The organism is Bordetella sp., assembly GCF_051960075.1.
In the GTDB taxonomy this organism is placed as follows: domain Bacteria; phylum Pseudomonadota; class Gammaproteobacteria; order Burkholderiales; family Burkholderiaceae_B; genus Bordetella.
The window spans coordinates 26,642-43,344 of record NZ_JBQCER010000075.1 but is presented as its reverse complement, the minus strand read 5'-3'; the positions used below and the strand labels follow the sequence as shown (position 1 = coordinate 43,344).

Genomic DNA, 16,703 nt, shown 5'->3' with positions numbered 1-16,703 from the left:
CCCCTGCCCGAACTGAATTGAGTTCAAAAGTAAAATCGCCGCGATGCGCACCCGACAAAATTCCCCCAAGCAAGATCCGCAACCCATAGCGGGCACCCCCTGGATCCTGCGATTCATTCTCAAGGCCGTTATTTTCTTCGGCGGCCTGGGCCTTTGCGGCGTGCTGCTGGGTGCCATGGCCATGGCCCTGGCCTGGCCCAATCTGCCCGACCTGCACGCGATGACCGACTATCGGCCGCGCATACCGCTGCGCGTGTACACGGCCGACAAGACGCTCATCGGCGAGTTCGGCGAAGAACGCCGCGACGTGCTGCGCTTTTCGGAGATTCCCGATCTCATGAAGGCGGCGGTGCTTTCGGCGGAAGACGACCGCTTCTATCAGCATGGCGGGGTGGACTGGACAGGCGTGATCCGCGCAGCGGTCACCAATCTGGTCAAGGACTCCAAGGCGCAGGGCGCCAGCACCATCACCATGCAGGTGGCGCGCAACTTCTATCTCTCGTCCGAGAAAACCTATTCGCGCAAGTTCTACGAACTGCTGCTCACTTTCAAGATCGAATCGCAGCTCAGCAAGGACCAGATCCTCGAGCTGTACATGAACCAGATTTACCTGGGCCACCGCGCCTATGGTTTCGCAGCCGCGGCGCGCACCTATTTCGGCAAGAAGCTGGCCGACTTGACGCCGGCCGAAGCCGCCATGCTCGCGGGCATCCCCAAGGCGCCTTCGCGCTTCAATCCGCTGTCCAACCTGACCCGCGCCGAGGTCCGACAGCACTACGTGCTGGGCCGCATGCTGGCCCTGGGCTATCTGACCCAGCCCGAATACCAGGCCGCGATGGCCCAGAAAATCGTGACGCGCTCGAGCGCCGGCACGGCGCCCGGCGCATTCCAGATACACGGCGAATACGTAGCCGAGCTGGCCCGCCAGCTGCTCTACAACATTTACCACGACGATCTGTATTCGCGCGGCATCAATATCTACACCACCGTGCGGGCCAAGGATCAGGAGCTGGCCTATCAATCGCTGCGCGACGGCGTGCTCGACTACACGCGCCGCGCCCCCTACCCCGGCCCGGAAGAAAACATCGACCTGCCGGCCAACGTCGAGCAGGATCCGCAGAAGCTGGACGAGATCATCGACGCCGTGCTCGAGAAGTATCCCGACAGCGGCGGCGACTTGCTGACCGGCGTCGTTCTTTCGGCCAGCCCCACGCAAATCACCGTGGCGCGCAGCTCCAAGGAAATCGTCACCGTCAACGACAAAAAAGCGCTGTCGACCGTGGCGCGCGCGCTGGGCGACAAAGCCAAGCCCGAGGTGCGCATCAAGCGCGGCTCGGTGGTTTACGTGCATAAAGACCCTGACGGCAACTGGGAAGTGATCAACTATCCCGCGGTGCAGGCCGCCCTGGTCGTGCTCACACCCAACGACGGCGCCATCCGCGCCATGGTGGGAGGTTTCGACTTCTATCGCGGCAATTTCAACCGCGTTACGCAGGCCTGGCGCCAGCCGGGCTCGAACATCAAGCCCTTCATCTACGCTGCCGCGATCGAGCGCGGTTTCTCGACGGCCACGCAGATCTCCAACGAGCCGTTCTTCCTGACGGCCGCGCAGACCGGCTCCAAACCCTGGGCGCCCAAGAACTACGGCGACGAATACGAGCCCATGCTCACGCTGCGCCAGGCGCTGTACAAGTCCATGAACATGGTCACCGTGCGCATCATGCAGGCTATCGGTCCGGCCTATGCGCAGCAATACCTGACGCGCTTCGGTTTCGACAAGTCGCGCCAACCGGCGGTGCTGCCCATGGCGCTGGGCGCAGGCACGGTGACGCCGCTGCAGCTGGCCGGCGCGTATTCGGTGTTCGCCAACGGGGGCTTTCGCGTCACGCCCTACCTGATCGACCACGTTACCGACAGCGACGGCAAGACGATCATGCAGGCCAAGCCCGCCGAGGCCGGCGACGAATCGATTCGCGCCATCGACCCGCGCGTCGACTACATCATGAACAATCTGCTGGAAGGCGTGGCCACCTACGGCACAGGCGCGCGCGCGCATGCCGTGCTCAAGCGCATCGTCGCCGGCAAGACGGGCACCACCAACGATTCGATGGACGCCTGGTTCTCCGGCTATACCTCGGGCCTGGAAGCCACGGCCTGGCTGGGCTACGACCAGCCCAAGTCGCTGGGCGCGCGCGAGACCGGCGGCGGCGTGGCCTTGCCGATCTGGCTGGGCTATATGCAGGAAGCGGTCAAGAACCTGCCCATGCCCACGCCGCGCGCCAAGCCCGATGGCGTCATCGAAGCGAACAACGAGCTATATCTTTCGGATTACCCGCCCGGCCAGTCGGTTGCCTCGCTAGGCCTGGGCGGCAACGCCCAGACCGCCGATACGGGAAGCGCAGCAGCGCCGGCGCAATCGGATTCGCTGGGCGATTTCCTGAACAACCTCGCAGGCAGCAGCAAGGTCGGTCATTGAGCGCCTGAATGAGCGAACCCGGCATCGCGCCGGGTTCGTTTGCATGCCAGGCCGCGTTTCAAATCAAAGATGCACGGTCAGCGGCGTGTCGGCCGCCGCGGAGCAGATTTGCGACAGCGCTTCGGGCAGCGGCGGGCCGCCGCGCGTATCGTTCCAGCTGCGGCCGTCGTAGCGGTAGTGAAAGCCGCCGCTGCGCGCCGCCACCCAGATTTCGCGCATGGGGGCCTGGGAATTGATCACGACATGGATGTCGTTGTCGAAAACCAGGGTCAGCACGTGGCCGCTACGGCTGGTTTCGATGTCGAGGTCGGTCGCGGACGACCAGTCGTCGGCTTGGCTCTCGATGCTGTCGAGCACCTGGTCTACCAGGGCAAGGAATTCGGTTTCGGTCATAATCCAACATGCCATCGATTACGGAGTCTTCTGTGCATTTCGCGCACTCGGCACGCAGCCGTTCCATCTCTCGCATTGTAGCCATGCTGGCCGCCTGCGGCGTGCTGGCAGCCTGCGGCTACAAAGGGCCGCTGTATCTGCCGGGCAGCCCGCAGGATCATCACCGGCCCGTGCCGCCGCCCGCACTCAAGCAAGAGGGGGTCGCCGCGCCAGGCAATTCCGTCCCCGACGGCACCCGGCCCGCCCAACCCGTACCGGATCTATTCCAGCAATGAGCGTCTGCGCCATCCACGCCGAGATGATCGGTCATCCGCATTTTCATTACCGCGACGACGTGCTGCATGGCGAAGTCGTGCCTCTGGACAAGCTGGCTGCCGAGCTGGGCACGCCGCTATACGTGTACTCGCGCGCCGCGCTGGGCGCCGCCCTGGGCCGCTACCAGCAGGCCATCGGCGATCGACCGGTGCTGGTCTGCTACGGCATGAAGGCCAATTCCAATCTGGCCGTGCTGGGCGAATTCGCCCGTCTGGGCGCCGGCTTCGACATCGTGTCCGGCGGCGAGCTGGCGCGCGTGCTGGCTGCCGGCGGCGATCCGTCCAAGGTCGTGTTTTCGGGCGTGGGCAAGCAGGCCTGGGAGATGCGCGCCGCCATCGAGGCCGACGTCAAATGCTTCAACGTCGAATCGCAGGACGAGCTCTATCGCCTGTCGGACGTGGCCCAGGGCATGGGCCGGCGCGCGCGCGTATCGCTGCGCGTAAATCCCGACGTGGATGCGCAGACTCACCCCTATATTTCGACGGGCCTGAAGGAAAACAAATTCGGCATCGCCATCGAAGACGCACCCGAGGCCTACCGCGTCGCGGCCGGCCTGCCGGGCCTGGAGGTGGTGGGCGTGGACTGCCACATCGGTTCGCAGCTCACCGATATCAGCCCATATCTCGATGCCCTGGAAAAGCTCATCGATCTGGTCGACACGCTCAAGGCCGCAGGCATCGCCATCGAGCATCTGGATCTGGGCGGCGGCCTGGGCATCCGCTATACCGACGAGGTCCCGCCTTCGCCCAAGGCGCTGCTCGATCAGGTGTTCGAACGCCTGGCCGCACGCGGCTACGGTCATTTGCATCTGGTGCTGGAGCCGGGCCGTTCGCTGGTGGGCAATGCCGGCGTGCTCTTGACCACGGTGCAGTTTCTCAAGCATGCGCAGGCGCGCAATTTCGCCATCGTCGATGCGGCCATGAACGATCTGCTGCGGCCTTCGCTGTATACGGCCTGGCACGGTCTGCGCGCGGTGCGGCCGCGTTCGGGCGAGGCGCGCACGTACGACGTGGTGGGGCCGATCTGCGAAAGCGGCGACTGGCTGGCCAAAGGACGCGAGCTGTGCGTGCAGCAAGGCGACGTGCTGGCGCTGGAGTCGGCGGGGGCTTATGGCATGACCATGGCCAGCAACTACAACTCCCGGCCTAGGCCTGCCGAAGTCATCGTGGATGGCGGGAAGTACTACGTAGTGCGTCAGCGGGAGTCGATCGCGGATGTGATGCGGGGCGAGTCTACGTTGCCGTAGTTGTTCGTGGGCGTTTGTTATTTGAGTTCATAAGACGTCCGTCTGGGCCGTGTGCCCGGCCGGCCCCGAAGAGTCGGGTTTGGGCGCCGCGAGGAAGTACCCCCAAGCCCCCCAAGGGGGCGCTTGCCTTGGGGCGGCCCGGCGGCAAGCAGCGCCCAAAGTCCCTTCGGGACTGCCCCGACTCTTAAGTCGCTCGACCGGGCACGCGGCCCAGACGGACTTGCATTAGCGCTTAATTCGTCAGGGCTTCACAGCTATCACAGCTCACCGTACGAGTGCAGGCCTGACAAAAACATGTTCACGCCCAGGAAGGCGAAGGTGGTCACCAGGAGGCCTACCAGCGCCCACCAGGCGGCCATGCTGCCGCGCAGGCCTTTCATCAATCGCATGTGCAGCCAGGCGGCATAGTTCAGCCAGACGATCAGGGCCCAGGTTTCCTTCGGGTCCCACTGCCAATAGGTGCCCCAGGCGTCGGCGGCCCATAGCGCCCCCAGCACGGTGGCCACGGTGAAGAAGGCGAAGCCCACCGCGATGGAGCGGTACATGAGGTCGTCGAGCACTTGCGGCGCGGGCAGGGCGCGGGCCAGGCGGCCGCCGGGAAAGTGCTGCTTGACCAGGTAGGCGCAGGCCACCATGGCCGAGAGCGAGAACGAGCCGTAGCCGATGAAGTTGGCCGGCACGTGCAGTTTCATCCACCAGCTTTGCAGAGCCGGCACCAGGGGCTGTATTTGCCAGGCGTCGCGCGTAAGCGCGTACCAGAGCAGAAAGCCGACCGCCGCGGAGATCACCAGCAGCACGAAGCCGCCCAGCGCGCGCGTGGCGTAGCGGCGTTCGTAGTACAGGTAGAAGAGCGCGGTGATGAGCGAGAACAGCACGAAGACTTCGTACAGATTGCTCACGGGGATATGGCCCAGTCCGGGGCCCATGAGGTGGCTTTCGCGCCAGCGCACCAGCATGCCTGTCAGGCCCGCGAAGACGGCGCCCCAGGTGCAGGCCGTGCCCAGCCAGGCGCAGGTCGGGCTGAAGAAGCCCAGCCAGTAGCAAACCGTGGCCAAGATGAAGAGCGCGCTCATCCACAGAATGGCCGACTGCGAGGACAGCAGATACTTGAGCAGGAGGTCGTGCTCGGCGCGCGACAGGTCGTGGCCGTAGAGCGCGACGGCCAGGCCCGCGGCCAGGCCGCAGGCAACGAGGAGCACGCGCATCGGGCGCCACAGCCAGCCCAGCCAGGTCAGCACCGGCACGCCGGCGCACAGGATGAGCTTCTCGTAGTAGTCCATCGCGCTGCCGTGATGCGCAAGCGTCCAGCCCGCGCTGGCGGCAAGCGCCAGGAAGAACACGATGTCGGACATGTCGGGACGGCCGCGGTGCGGCCGGCTATCGCCGCCGGCCAGCGGCACAGTCTGCCAGAGTGAGGACGAAGTCGTAGAGTCGGTGGTCATGCTTGCCCTTGCTTAGTGAGCCCGCGGCGCCGCGTCCAGCGTCGTGGCGGCCGCGCGCAATCGCTCGAACTCCTGGTCGAAATCGAGTGTACGCCGCTGGGTGGTCATGGCAGCCAGCACCGTGGCGCCGCCGTCGGCGGGCTGTACCCAGGCCCAGATGCGCCGGTCGCGCAGGTAGAACATGGTGAAGATGCCGACGATCAGCAGCAGCGCCCCCAGCACCACGCCGTATTCGCCGGGGCTGCGCGTGATCTGGAAGACGCTGGCCTGCACCTGATTGAAATCGTCCAGTTCGTAGATGACCGGCGCCGGGTAATGCGCCAGATCCGACAAGGCTGCGACGGCCAGGCGCGTCCACCGGGCCTGCGCGTCGGTGCGCGGCGCCGCGGGCAGTCCGTCGCGCTGGCGCGCCAGGTCGTTCAGCTCGGCCATGCTGGCCCCGATCAGGCGCACCACCATGTCGGCCGCGTGCCTCATTTGATCGGACGGCGTATTGGCCTGCAGCAGGTCGGCCACGCCTTGCAGGCCGCCGACTGCAAAGGTGTCCAGCGCATGCTGCGCGGCGGCCTGCAAGGCCGAGGTATCGACCGGCGACGACGTGCTGGCAGCGGCGAAGCGCTGCGCGGCGGCGCGCCGCATATCGGGGTCGGCCAGCGCCGCGCGCAGGCGCGCGAATTCCGCCAAGGAGCCCTGCGTATCGGCGGGAATGCGCACATAGCGATAGGCGCCGTCATTGCCTTGCACGCCCACGAGAAAGACCGAAGCGCCATCCAGCGTGACAGGCGCCATGTAGTTGCGGAACCTGTGCGCCTGCCCGGCTGCATCGGTCAGGCGGTATTCGATGCTGGGGCCGATGTTGTGCAGGTTCTCGTTCTTCTTGCCTGCGGCGCTGCCGGTGACCGACGCCAGTTCTTGCTCTAGCGATTTGTGATCGACCGGCGCGCCGCTCGACATGTTCTCGACGTTGATGACGCGTAGCGCGGCCAGATCCATATGCAGCGTGTCGGACGGCGCATGGCCGCCCTGCTGCGCCACGGCCGCGCCGGCGGCGGCAGGATCGACCGTCAGCGATTTGCCTATCGTGCCCTGCACCGTGGCGCCCCGCGCCAGTACGCCCTTCAAGGGGTAGGCTGCCAGCGTCACCTGGCTGCCGCCGTCGTCGAAGCTCGACTGGTACACCGTGATGCCCTTGTAGTGCAGCGGGTGATTGACTTCGATGGTGGCGGGAAAACGTTTGCCTGTCGCGGGATCGGTGACCTCGACCTGGCTGGCGAAGCGGCTGGGCATGCCGGTGGAGTAATAGTCCACCACGAAATGCTTGAGCCGCAGCGTGAAGGGCAGCGGCTGCACCAGCGCACCGTCGCCCACCATCACCACCGCCGAAGACGTCTGCCCGCCTTCGGGCACCAGGATATTGCCGCGAAAGCTCGGATTGCGCGGCGACAGCCGGCCGCTGGCCGGCACGTCGGCGATCATCATATTGCCCACCACGGGCTGCTTGCCGCCCAGCCACATCTGCAGGCGCAGCGACATGTCGCTATCGACCAATCCGCCCAGACAAATGATGATCAGGGCCGAGTGCGCGCAAATATAGCCAAGGCGGTTGACGCTGCCCTTCTTGGCCGCCACCATCAGCCCCGCCGCGTCGCGGCGCACACGCACGGCATAGCCCTGGCTCTTGAACAGCCTGCTCAGGGCCTGGGCGGCAGGCTCCGGAGCCATGGCACAGCGGGTTTCGAAGCGATGCGCAAAAGCGCGCAGACTATCGGCGCGCACATACTCGCGAAAAGACCGGGCATCGCGCAGCATGCGCGGCGCGTTGCGCGTGAGGCAGATCGAGGTGGACACGACCAGAAAGGCCATGATCACCAGGAACCAGCCGCTGTTATAGACGCGCCACAGCGAAAAATGATCGAACACCTCGAACCAGAACGGGCCGAACTGATCGATATAGGCGCTGTCCGGGCTGTTCTGCGGCAGCACCGTACCCACGATGCTGGCCACGCAAAGGATGCCAAGCAGGCTGACGGCAAAACGCATCGAGCCGAGCAGCTCGAAAAATGCGCTCAATATCTGTCGCGGGACGGGGCGGGAAGACGTACGGCTCATCATGTCGGAGAACAGCATACCGCTGCCGTGCTGACGGCGAACTGCCGTGCGCGCAGGCGCGAGACGCCAAATCGTACAATGTGGGATTCACGGCCGCCCGCGCGATGTCATCGTTGCGCTGCGGTCCACCATTCGCCCTCGACCTAGGCATCCGACGTGTCCCTACTTCAACACGCTTCATTTTTTGTGTCGGCGGCCCGACTGGACCAGCTGCCGCCCCCCGGCGCGCCGGAAGTCTGCTTCGTGGGCCGCTCCAACGCCGGCAAATCCTCGGCCATCAACGTGCTGTGCAACCAAAAGCGCCTGGCTTTCTCGAGCAAGACACCCGGCCGCACACGCCTGATCAATCTCTTCGGTCTGCCCGATCCGCTGGATCCGAGCGGGCAGCTGGGCTTTCTGGTCGACCTGCCGGGTTACGGCTACGCGTCGGTGGCGCATCGCGAGAAAGAGGCCTGGGCCGACATCCTGGGCGGCTATCTGCGCGACCGCTCGTCGCTGGCCGGCATCGTGCTGCTGCTGGACATCCGCCGCGGCGTGACCGACCTGGATCGGCGCCTGGCCAGCTTCATCGCGCCCACGGGCCGGCCCGTGCTGGCGCTGCTCACCAAGGCCGACAAGCTGCCCTACGGCCAGCGCGTGCGGGCGGTGCAGGCCGTGCGCAAGGAACTCGCCGACATCGGCCAGCTCAACGCCATTCCCTTTTCGTCCACCGATCGCATCGGCCTGCCTGAAGCCACGCTGGCCGTCGAGAACTGGATTTCTCCGCAGGTCGTGCCATGACTGAATACCTCGTTTCCGCCAGCTATCCCACCGCCCGCCCCCGGCGTCTGCGCCGCGACGATTTCACGCGCCGCCTGGTGCGCGAAAACAGACTGTCCGTCGACGACCTGATCTATCCCGTGTTCGTGGCCGAGGGCGCAGGCCTTTCTCAGCCCGTGCCCTCGCTGCCGGGCGTAGTGCGCTACTCGCTCGACACCCTGCTGCCCGTGGCCGAAGAATGCGTGGCGCTGGGCATCCCGGTGATGGCGCTCTTTCCCGTGATCGACCCTGCCCTCAAGACGCCCGACGGCATCGAGGCCGCCAATCCCAACGGCCTCATCCCGTCGGTGGTGGCGCAGTTGAAAAGACGCTTTCCCGAGCTGGGCATCCTCACCGACGTGGCGCTGGACCCCTACACCAGCCACGGTCAGGACGGGCTCATCGACGAGCATGGCTACGTGCTCAACGAGCCCACCATCGAGGTGCTGGTCAAGCAGGCCATGGTGCAGGCGCAGGCCGGCGTAGACATCGTCGCCCCCAGCGACATGATGGACGGCCGCGTCGGCGCCATCCGCCAGGCGCTCGAAAACAGGCAGTTCATCCACACGCGCATCATGGCCTATTCGGCCAAGTACGCCAGCGCCTTCTACGGACCCTTCCGCGACGCGGTGGGCTCGGCTTCCAATCTGGGCAAGTCCAGCAAGCAGGCCTACCAGATGGATCCGGGCAATATCGACGAGGCCTTGCGCGAAGTGGCGGCCGACCTCGCCGAGGGCGCCGATATGGTGATGGTCAAGCCCGGCATGCCCTACCTGGACGTGCTGCGCCGCGTGAAGGACGCTTTCGGCGTGCCGACCTTCGCCTATCAGGTGAGCGGCGAATACGCCATGATCAAGGCCGCCGCCAACAACGGCTGGCTGGATCACGACAAGGTGATGATGGAAGCCCTGCTAGGTTTCAAGCGCGCCGGCGCAGACGGCATCCTGACGTATTTCGCCGTCGAGGCAGCCAGGCTGCTCAAGCGGGATTGAGTGGTTCTTGTTGCTGGCATCGCGAACGCCCTCCATGGAGGGCGTTTTGCTTTGGCGCCGCTTGAATCGGCATCGAACGCACGTCGACTTGCTCGGCCGTGGCGCGCACGATCTTCTTTACTGCGTCTTCAATACCGTATCGAGCGCCGCGCCGAAACGGCCGGCGTCTTCGTAGCCGATGACCCGCGTGGCCAGTTCGCGGCCGCCGGGCGCGAAAAAGACCGTGCCCGGCGGGCCGAAGAGCCTGAAGCGCCTGAGCAGCGCGCGATCGGCGACGCTGTTGCCCGTGACGTCGGCGCGCAGCAGCAGCATGCGGTCCATGCGCGCGGCAACCGACGCGTCGCTGAAGGTATAACGCTCCATCTCGCGGCACGACACGCACCAGTCGGCGTAAAAATCCAGCATGGCCGGTTTGCTGCTGCCAGCCAGCGCGGCATCGAGCTCCGCCACACTGTGCACCGCGGTGAACGCCGGCTGCGGCGCGTTGCCTGCGTGCCCCGCGACTTGCGTCGTCTCCTGCATGCGCGCCGACGCGCTCAACTGCAGCAAGGGCCGCAGCACATCGCGCCCGCCGCTGGCCGCGCCCACCAGCCAGACCACGCCTGCCAGCGCCAGCAGCACCCCCAATGCCTTGGCGAACACACGCCCCACGCCGGCCTCGGCCGGTAGCGCGTCGAAGGCGCGCAGCATCACGGCGCTCGCAATGGCCAGAAACGCCCAGCCCAGCATCTGCGTCCAGCCCGGCAGCACCGGCATGAGCATCCACCAGGCCGTGGCCAGGAGCAGCATGCCGAACAGACGCTTGATCGATTCCATCCACGGCCCCGTGCGCGGCAGCAAGGCGCCTGCCGAGCCGCCCACCGCCAGGAGCGGCACGCCCATGCCCCAGGCCAGCGCGAATAGCGCCGAACCGCCGAGCAGCACATCGCCGGTGCGGGAGATATACAGCAACGCCCCCGCCAGCGGCGCGGCCACGCAGGGCCCGACGATCAGGGCCGACACGGCGCCCATCATCAGCGCGCCCGTATGGCGGCCACCCGGCATGCGATTGGCCCAGGCGCTCAGGCCCGCCTGCGCCTGCGTCGGCACCTGAAAGACATAGACGTCGAACATGGCCAGTGCCAACAGCGCGAGCAATAACGCAAATATGCCCAGCGCCCAGGGCGTCTGCAGCCAGCCGGCCAAGCCGGCGCCGGAGAGCCCGGCAGCCACGCCCAGCGCGGTGTAGACCACCGACATGCCCAGCACATACGCCGCCGCCAGACCCAGGCCGCGCCAACGCGAGGGCCGCGCCGCGCCGCCCAGCACCAGGGCCGATACGATGGGAATCATGGGCAGCACACAGGGCGTGAACGACAGCAGCACGCCCAGCAAGAGGAACACGCCTGCCGTCTTGACCCAGCCCAGACCGCCCAGAGCCCGCGCCAGGCCGGTGTCGCCGGCCTGCAGCAGCGCGCCGAGGGCTGCCGGGCTCGCAGGCATCGCAGCGGCCGCCGCAGAGGGGGTGCCGGACGCGGTGGATGCGATAGGAGACGCAGCCTGCGGCGTATCGACGCCCGCGCTGCGCGCCATGGCCGACGACAGGCCAAGCCCGCGCGCGCTGCTTGCCGCAGGCGCGAACAAGCCGCCCGTCGCCGGCGCCGCCACAGCACCCGCTTGCGGCAAATCGACGCCCGCCACCGCATAGCCGTCGGCCACGGGCTTCAGCGTCACGGCATGATCCATGGGCGGATAGCAGATGCCCGCCTCGGCGCAGCCCTGATTGGTCACCGTCAGCACCCACGACCCCGCCGCGCCCGGCTTGAGCGGCACGCGGACATCCAGGTCGTGGTGATAGACCTCCATATCCTGGTCAAAGACCGGGTCGTGCTTGACCTCGCCTTTGGGATAGACCGCCGCGCCCAGCCATTGCTCGTCGCCCGCCGCCGCCGCCAGCGCAAACCGCTCGCGGTACAGGTAATACCCCGGCGCCACGCGGTAGTGAAGCAACAGCGTGTCCGGCGCGGCCATCTTCGCCTGCAGCACGAAGGCCCTCTCGGGCGGCAAAAAGTCGGATTCGTTCTGCGCTGATGCGCCGCGCCAGCCCGAGAGCGCCAGGCACAGCACGCACAGAGCCAGCCATACGAGTCGTTTCATCGATTTCAATGCCATTGCACCCGCGTCTGCCGCCGCACCCAGTCCAGGTAGGAATCCAGCCCGTCCTGTGTGCTCACCACCAGCACTTCGGGCACTTCATAGGGATGGAGCTTGGCCAACGCCTGCACCACTTCGTCCTGCCGGGCACGGGTCGTCTTGATCACGAGCGGAACTTCCTCGGTGCGCTCGACCCTGCCCTGCCAGGAATAGATCGAGGTCATGCACGCGCCCATATTGACGCAAGCCGCCAGACCGCCGTCGACCAGCAGCTGCGCGATGCGCTCGGCCAGAGGAGCATCGGGCGCGTTGCTCAATATCAGCACGACATCGTCATCGTTCTCGCTCGTTTTCATGGGCAGCTTCCAAAAGCCCGATCGGGCCGAAGCCTTCATTCTAAAGCCGCCGATGCCGCGGCCCGAGTCGGGACGCGCGGCAGATCGGCGAGCACGGCCTGGCCCACGACCGGGGCTATTGCGTGTTCCAGCGAAAAGCCACCGACGCGTGCCCGGAGATATTGACGTTCTTTTGCTGCTTTTGATGCTTGTACGCGGCGCGGATCGTATAGGCTCCCGGCGGCAGCTTCACCAGCATGAACGGTCCCTGCGAGACGGCTTCGAGTACCTTGGTGCCGTCGCGCTTCATGATGCTGAGATGAATGTCGGCGATGTACTGCCCGCCTGCGCCCGAGAACTGCAAGGCCAGCGGCCAGTTCGGCGCCTGCTGTTTGAATGCCTGCTCTTCGTCCTGGCCCACGCCGCCGGACGTGTAACTTATCTGGCCACGCGAATAGATCGTGGGCAGTCCGTCGGTCTGCGCATAGGCGGTGGTCATGGCGCCGGCGATGGCAAGCACCGCTGCCGCCAGGGTTCCGGCAACTCGAAGGCTCGGTTTTTTCATTGATCTTCTCCCACATGTGCTGGCCGTCGTCAGGCTGAGCAACGCTGATCCGATGACGACTCGCGATCTGGAATATTCTCGCGCGAAGACAGGCATTCGGCAAAACCTGCACGCACCGCGCCCTGCGGACTCGCTGCCCACCCGCGAGCCGGAGGCCATAAAAAAACGGGCCGGGTTTATGCAACCCGGCCCGTCTCATGCCTTGCTCTTGCCCTGCGCGATTACTCGGCGCTGGCTTCGGCTTCCTGGGGTTCCGGCCGGTCGACCAGTTCCATGAAGGCCATGGGAGCATTGTCGCCCTGGCGGAAGCCCATTTTCAGCACGCGGGTGTAGCCACCGTTGCGGCTGGCGTAGCGCGGGCCGATTTCGGCGAACAGCTTGATGACGGCATCGCGATCGCGCAGGCGAGCGAAGGCCAGGCGCTTGTTCGCCAGGGTGGGCTGCTTGCCCAGGGTGATCAGGGGTTCGATGACGCGGCGCAATTCTTTCGCCTTGGGCAGCGTGGTCTTGATCGCTTCGTGCTGAATCAGCGAAACGGCCATGTTGCGGAACATGGCAAGACGGTGGCTGCTGGTGCGGTTGAGTTTGCGCAGACCATTACCGTGACGCATGGTGTATTTCCTTTTTCTGAATCTACATGATGACTTTGTGGGTCATCGGGTTGTTCGGCTCTTCTATCTGCGTATCCGGCAGCGGTCCGATGGAAAGGGGCTTACTACTGCTAACTGCAAAACAATCTTTCTTAAGCCGCCGAGGCTGCCCTGCGCAATTCCGATGCTCGCCCGGTGGGCTATGCTTCGGATTGCTCCGGGGTCCTCGGCTCGCGGTCGTTGCTTGCCGCGATTACTGCATACTGCTTACGGACGCTCGAGGCCCAGCGGGGGCCAGTTCTCGAGCTTCATGCCCAGGGTCAGGCCGCGTGCGGCCAGGACTTCCTTGATCTCGTTGAGCGACTTGCGACCCAGGTTCGGGGTCTTGAGCAGTTCGTTCTCGGTGCGCTGGATCAGGTCGCCGATGTAGTAGATGTTTTCGGCCTTCAGGCAGTTGGCCGAGCGCACCGTCAGCTCCAGATCGTCGACCGGGCGCAGCAGGACGGGGTCGATCTGCGGGGCGCTGCCGCGGGCGTCGCCGCCGTAGCTGCTTTCCGCGGCGCCTTCCAGGGCGGCGAAGACCGAGATCTGATCCATCAAGATGCGGGCCGACTGGCGCACGGCTTCCTCGGGCGAGATGACGCCGTTGGTTTCGATGTCCAGAACCAGCTTGTCCAGGTCGGTGCGCTGCTCGACGCGGGCGCTTTCGACGGCGTAGCTCACGCGGCGCACGGGCGAGAACGAGGCGTCCAGCACGATGCGGCCGATAGTGTGGCCGCGGTCTTCGACCAGCGCGCGCACGTTGCCCGGCACGTAACCGCGGCCTTTCTCGACCTTGATCTGCATTTCCAGCTTGCCGGCTTCGGTCAGGTTGCAGATGAGGTGGTCGGGGTTGATGATCTCGACGTCGTGGGGCAGCTCGATGTCGCTGGCGCGCACTTCGCCGGCGCCCGACTTGCGCAGCACCAGGGTCACGTCTTCGCGGTTGTGCAGCTTGAACACAACGCCTTTGAGGTTCAGCAGAATGTCGACCACGTCTTCGCGCACGCCGGCGATGGTCGAGTACTCGTGCACCACACCCGTCATCTGGACTTCGGTGGGCGCATAGCCGGTCATCGACGACAGCAGGATGCGGCGCAGGGCGTTGCCCAGCGTGTGGCCGTAGCCGCGCTCGAAGGGCTCCATCACGATCTTGGCGTGATTGGGGCCGACGGGTTCGACTTCGATGGAGCGCGGCTTCAGAAAACCTTGAGTGGACATCTTGGTAGGATCCTTTTCAATACCCTCGGCTCGTTACACCGATAAGGCTGATGGATTAAGGGAAAAAACGTGCTGCAAAAAAGATTCTTTCTAAACACACCGAGGCTGCCTGCAGGAATTCCGATGCCGGCCCATGAAACAGGCCGCGATTCGGATTCCTTTCGGAAGCCTCGGCTCGCGGCAACTGCGTGCCGCGGTCGCGTCGAATTGGATTAACGCGAGTACAGTTCGACGACCATCGATTCGTTGATGTCGCGGGCGACGTCAGCGCGATCGGGCATGGCCTTGAAGGTACCGGTCATCTTGGTAGCGTCGACTTCCACCCATTGGGGGATGCCGATGCTAGTTGCCAGGTCGAGCGATTCCTTGATGCGGCCTTGCTTCTTGGACTTCTCACGCACAGAAACCACGTCGCCGGCCTTGACGATCAGCGAGGCGATGTCGGCCGTGTGGCCGTTCAGCTCGATGGCGCGGTGGCTGACCAGCTGGCGAGCCTCGGCGCGGGTCGAACCGAAACCCATGCGGTAGACGACGTTGTCCAGGCGCGATTCGAGCAGCTGGATCAACATTTCGCCAGTGTTGCCGCGACGACGCTCGGCTTCGGCAAAATATTTGCGGAATTGCTTTTCCAGAACGCCGTACATGCGCTTGAGCTTCTGCTTCTCACGCAGCTGCAGGCCGTAGTCGGAGGTACGGGCACCCGAGGTGCGGCCGTGCTGACCGGGCTTGGAATCCAGCTTGCACTTGGAATCCAGCGAGCGACGGGCGCTCTTGAGGAAAAGATCGGTACCCTCGCGACGCGAGAGCTTGCACTTGGGGCCAATATAACGAGCCATGTTGGTTCCCTTTAGATACGACGACGCTTCGGCGGACGGCAGCCGTTGTGCGGAATGGGCGTGATGTCGGAGATGCTGGTGATCTTGATGCCCAGGGCATTCAGAGCACGCACCGACGATTCGCGGCCGGGGCCGGGGCCCTTGATCAGCACTTCGAGATTCTTGATGCCGTATTCCATCGCGACACGGCCGGCCGTTTCGGCAGCGACCTGAGCGGCGAACGGGGTCGATTTGCGCGAGCCCTTGAAGCCGGCGCCGCCCGAAGTCGCCCACGACAAGGCATTGCCCTGACGGTCGGTGATGGTGATGATGGTGTTGTTGAACGAAGCGTGGACGTGCGCGATGCCGTCCGAGACGTTCTTCTTGACCTTTTTGCGCACACGCGAGGCGGCGCCAGTAGAAGCCTTGGCCATGTTCTCTTCCTCGGATTATTTCTTCAGGGACGCAGCGGCGCGACGCGGACCCTTGCGGGTGCGGGCGTTGGTGCGGGTACGCTGGCCGCGCACGGGCAAACCGCGCTTGTGACGCATGCCACGATAGGTTCCCAGATCGATCAGACGCTTGATCGAGAGCTGGACTTCACGACGCAGATCGCCTTCCACCGTGAACGTGCCCACGCCTTCGCGGATGCGCTCGAGTTCGGCGTCGGACAGGTCCTTGACCTTCTTGGTGACGGGCACGCCAGCGACTTCGCAAATCTTGCGAGCACGAGTGCGACCGATACCGAAGATGGCGGTCAGACCGATCTCAGTGTGCTGTTGCGGCGGAATGTTGATGCCGGCAATACGGGCCATAACGTTTCCTTAGTAGTTCCGTTGCTTCAGGGGTCCGTTGCCGGATCAGCCCTGACGCTGCTTGTGACGCGGGTCGGTGCAGATAACGCGCACCACGCCGTGACGTTTGATGATTTTGCAGTTGCGGCAAATCCGCTTAACCGATGCCATTACTTTCATGGTTGACTCCTAATTTTCCGAAACCCTGCCGATCACTTCGATCGGAACACGATCCTGGCTCGCGTCAGGTCATAGGGCGTGAGTTCCACTGTGACCTTATCGCCCGGCAGGATCCGGATGTAATGCATACGCATCTTGCCGGAAATATGGCCTAACACCACATGACCGTTTTCAAGCTTGACGCGAAAAGTTGCGTTGGGAAGGTTCTCGAGAACCTCGCCTTGCATCTGGATGACGTCGTCCTTGGACATTTGTTCTGT

Annotated in this window: 18 protein-coding genes; 5 read left to right on the top strand and 13 right to left on the bottom strand. The window is 64.9% G+C overall.

Annotated elements, in window-relative coordinates; genetic code table 11:
- Window positions 1-43: 43 nt before the first annotated feature.
- Window positions 44-2,476: a penicillin-binding protein 1A gene (locus ACTHJ1_RS12840; protein WP_440192936.1), complete on the top strand. Its 2,433-nt coding sequence runs from the start codon at window positions 44-46 to the stop codon at window positions 2,474-2,476.
- 63 nt (window positions 2,477-2,539) lie between these two features.
- Here ACTHJ1_RS12840 and cyaY read toward each other — a convergent pair whose 3' ends face one another.
- Window positions 2,540-2,869, bottom strand: a complete 330-nt coding sequence (cyaY, locus tag ACTHJ1_RS12835; RefSeq protein WP_440192934.1) for an iron donor protein CyaY — start codon at window positions 2,867-2,869, stop codon at window positions 2,540-2,542.
- Between the two features lie 83 nt (window positions 2,870-2,952).
- Between cyaY and lptM the strand changes: the two genes are divergently transcribed.
- On the top strand, window positions 2,953-3,144 hold the full coding sequence (gene lptM, locus ACTHJ1_RS12830; RefSeq protein ID WP_440192932.1) for an LPS translocon maturation chaperone LptM: 192 nt from the start codon (window positions 2,953-2,955) through the stop codon (window positions 3,142-3,144).
- Window positions 3,141-4,430, top strand: coding sequence for a diaminopimelate decarboxylase (gene lysA, locus ACTHJ1_RS12825; RefSeq protein ID WP_440192930.1), 1,290 nt, complete (start codon window positions 3,141-3,143; stop codon window positions 4,428-4,430). The genes lptM and lysA overlap by 4 nt, the downstream gene beginning before the upstream one ends.
- Before the next feature lie 257 nt (window positions 4,431-4,687).
- On the opposite strand, the gene ccsB is transcribed toward lysA, so the two are convergent.
- Window positions 4,688-5,872, bottom strand: a complete 1,185-nt coding sequence (gene ccsB / locus ACTHJ1_RS12820; RefSeq protein ID WP_440192928.1) for a c-type cytochrome biogenesis protein CcsB — start codon at window positions 5,870-5,872, stop codon at window positions 4,688-4,690.
- A 12-nt stretch (window positions 5,873-5,884) separates the two neighbouring features.
- Complete coding sequence (locus ACTHJ1_RS12815; RefSeq protein WP_440193064.1) at window positions 5,885-7,981, bottom strand: cytochrome c biogenesis protein ResB; 2,097 nt, start codon at window positions 7,979-7,981, stop codon at window positions 5,885-5,887.
- A gap of 156 nt (window positions 7,982-8,137) precedes the next feature.
- Between ACTHJ1_RS12815 and yihA the strand changes: the two genes are divergently transcribed.
- Both yihA and hemB read left to right on the top strand, forming a co-directional pair.
- Complete coding sequence (yihA, locus tag ACTHJ1_RS12810) at window positions 8,138-8,761, top strand: ribosome biogenesis GTP-binding protein YihA/YsxC (protein WP_440192926.1); 624 nt, start codon at window positions 8,138-8,140, stop codon at window positions 8,759-8,761.
- Complete coding sequence (gene hemB, locus ACTHJ1_RS12805; RefSeq protein ID WP_440192924.1) at window positions 8,758-9,771, top strand: porphobilinogen synthase; 1,014 nt, start codon at window positions 8,758-8,760, stop codon at window positions 9,769-9,771. The genes yihA and hemB overlap by 4 nt, the downstream gene beginning before the upstream one ends.
- A gap of 117 nt (window positions 9,772-9,888) precedes the next feature.
- Here the strand turns inward: hemB and dsbD are convergent, their stop codons facing one another.
- From dsbD to infA, 10 genes are all read right to left on the bottom strand, one after another.
- Window positions 9,889-11,907, bottom strand: coding sequence for a protein-disulfide reductase DsbD (dsbD, locus tag ACTHJ1_RS12800; RefSeq protein ID WP_440192922.1), 2,019 nt, complete (start codon window positions 11,905-11,907; stop codon window positions 9,889-9,891).
- A 5-nt stretch (window positions 11,908-11,912) separates the two neighbouring features.
- Window positions 11,913-12,260 (bottom strand): divalent-cation tolerance protein CutA, encoded by a 348-nt coding sequence (gene cutA / locus ACTHJ1_RS12795; RefSeq protein WP_440192920.1) that lies wholly within the window; start codon window positions 12,258-12,260, stop codon window positions 11,913-11,915.
- A 115-nt stretch (window positions 12,261-12,375) separates the two neighbouring features.
- Window positions 12,376-12,804 (bottom strand): carboxypeptidase regulatory-like domain-containing protein, encoded by a 429-nt coding sequence (locus tag ACTHJ1_RS12790; protein ID WP_440192918.1) that lies wholly within the window; start codon window positions 12,802-12,804, stop codon window positions 12,376-12,378.
- A 221-nt stretch (window positions 12,805-13,025) separates the two neighbouring features.
- A complete protein-coding gene (gene rplQ / locus ACTHJ1_RS12785; RefSeq protein WP_440192916.1) occupies window positions 13,026-13,415 on the bottom strand; it encodes a 50S ribosomal protein L17 in 390 nt (129 codons plus the stop codon).
- Window positions 13,416-13,661: 246 nt separating this feature from the next.
- Window positions 13,662-14,654: a DNA-directed RNA polymerase subunit alpha gene (locus ACTHJ1_RS12780; protein ID WP_440192914.1), complete on the bottom strand. Its 993-nt coding sequence runs from the start codon at window positions 14,652-14,654 to the stop codon at window positions 13,662-13,664.
- Window positions 14,655-14,866: 212 nt separating this feature from the next.
- Window positions 14,867-15,490, bottom strand: coding sequence for a 30S ribosomal protein S4 (gene rpsD, locus ACTHJ1_RS12775; protein ID WP_440192912.1), 624 nt, complete (start codon window positions 15,488-15,490; stop codon window positions 14,867-14,869).
- Window positions 15,491-15,501: 11 nt separating this feature from the next.
- Window positions 15,502-15,903 (bottom strand): 30S ribosomal protein S11, encoded by a 402-nt coding sequence (rpsK, locus tag ACTHJ1_RS12770; protein WP_330914758.1) that lies wholly within the window; start codon window positions 15,901-15,903, stop codon window positions 15,502-15,504.
- A 15-nt stretch (window positions 15,904-15,918) separates the two neighbouring features.
- Complete coding sequence (gene rpsM / locus ACTHJ1_RS12765) at window positions 15,919-16,284, bottom strand: 30S ribosomal protein S13 (protein WP_019937365.1); 366 nt, start codon at window positions 16,282-16,284, stop codon at window positions 15,919-15,921.
- Window positions 16,285-16,329: 45 nt separating this feature from the next.
- A complete protein-coding gene (gene rpmJ / locus ACTHJ1_RS12760; RefSeq protein ID WP_003805360.1) occupies window positions 16,330-16,443 on the bottom strand; it encodes a 50S ribosomal protein L36 in 114 nt (37 codons plus the stop codon).
- A 32-nt stretch (window positions 16,444-16,475) separates the two neighbouring features.
- Window positions 16,476-16,694, bottom strand: a complete 219-nt coding sequence (infA, locus tag ACTHJ1_RS12755) for a translation initiation factor IF-1 (protein ID WP_003806927.1) — start codon at window positions 16,692-16,694, stop codon at window positions 16,476-16,478.
- Between the last annotated feature and the right edge of the window lie 9 nt (window positions 16,695-16,703).

Coding starts and splice junctions, on each gene's coding strand:
- ACTHJ1_RS12790 (WP_440192918.1), bottom strand. CDS start 12,804: ATGAAAAAACCGAGCCTTCGAGTTGCCGGAACCCTGGCGGCAGCGGTG.
- rplQ (WP_440192916.1), bottom strand. CDS start 13,415: ATGCGTCACGGTAATGGTCTGCGCAAACTCAACCGCACCAGCAGCCAC.
- rpsD (WP_440192912.1), bottom strand. CDS start 15,490: ATGGCTCGTTATATTGGCCCCAAGTGCAAGCTCTCGCGTCGCGAGGGT.
- infA (WP_003806927.1), bottom strand. CDS start 16,694: ATGTCCAAGGACGACGTCATCCAGATGCAAGGCGAGGTTCTCGAGAAC.
- cyaY (WP_440192934.1), bottom strand. CDS start 2,869: ATGACCGAAACCGAATTCCTTGCCCTGGTAGACCAGGTGCTCGACAGC.
- dsbD (WP_440192922.1), bottom strand. CDS start 11,907: ATGAAACGACTCGTATGGCTGGCTCTGTGCGTGCTGTGCCTGGCGCTC.
- ACTHJ1_RS12780 (WP_440192914.1), bottom strand. CDS start 14,654: ATGTCCACTCAAGGTTTTCTGAAGCCGCGCTCCATCGAAGTCGAACCC.
- hemB (WP_440192924.1), top strand. CDS start 8,758: ATGACTGAATACCTCGTTTCCGCCAGCTATCCCACCGCCCGCCCCCGG.
- ACTHJ1_RS12815 (WP_440193064.1), bottom strand. CDS start 7,981: ATGAGCCGTACGTCTTCCCGCCCCGTCCCGCGACAGATATTGAGCGCA.
- rpsM (WP_019937365.1), bottom strand. CDS start 16,284: ATGGCCCGTATTGCCGGCATCAACATTCCGCCGCAACAGCACACTGAG.
- cutA (WP_440192920.1), bottom strand. CDS start 12,260: ATGAAAACGAGCGAGAACGATGACGATGTCGTGCTGATATTGAGCAAC.
- ACTHJ1_RS12840 (WP_440192936.1), top strand. CDS start 44: ATGCGCACCCGACAAAATTCCCCCAAGCAAGATCCGCAACCCATAGCG.
- lysA (WP_440192930.1), top strand. CDS start 3,141: ATGAGCGTCTGCGCCATCCACGCCGAGATGATCGGTCATCCGCATTTT.
- ccsB (WP_440192928.1), bottom strand. CDS start 5,872: ATGACCACCGACTCTACGACTTCGTCCTCACTCTGGCAGACTGTGCCG.
- rpsK (WP_330914758.1), bottom strand. CDS start 15,903: ATGGCCAAGGCTTCTACTGGCGCCGCCTCGCGTGTGCGCAAAAAGGTC.
- lptM (WP_440192932.1), top strand. CDS start 2,953: ATGCTGGCCGCCTGCGGCGTGCTGGCAGCCTGCGGCTACAAAGGGCCG.
- rpmJ (WP_003805360.1), bottom strand. CDS start 16,443: ATGAAAGTAATGGCATCGGTTAAGCGGATTTGCCGCAACTGCAAAATC.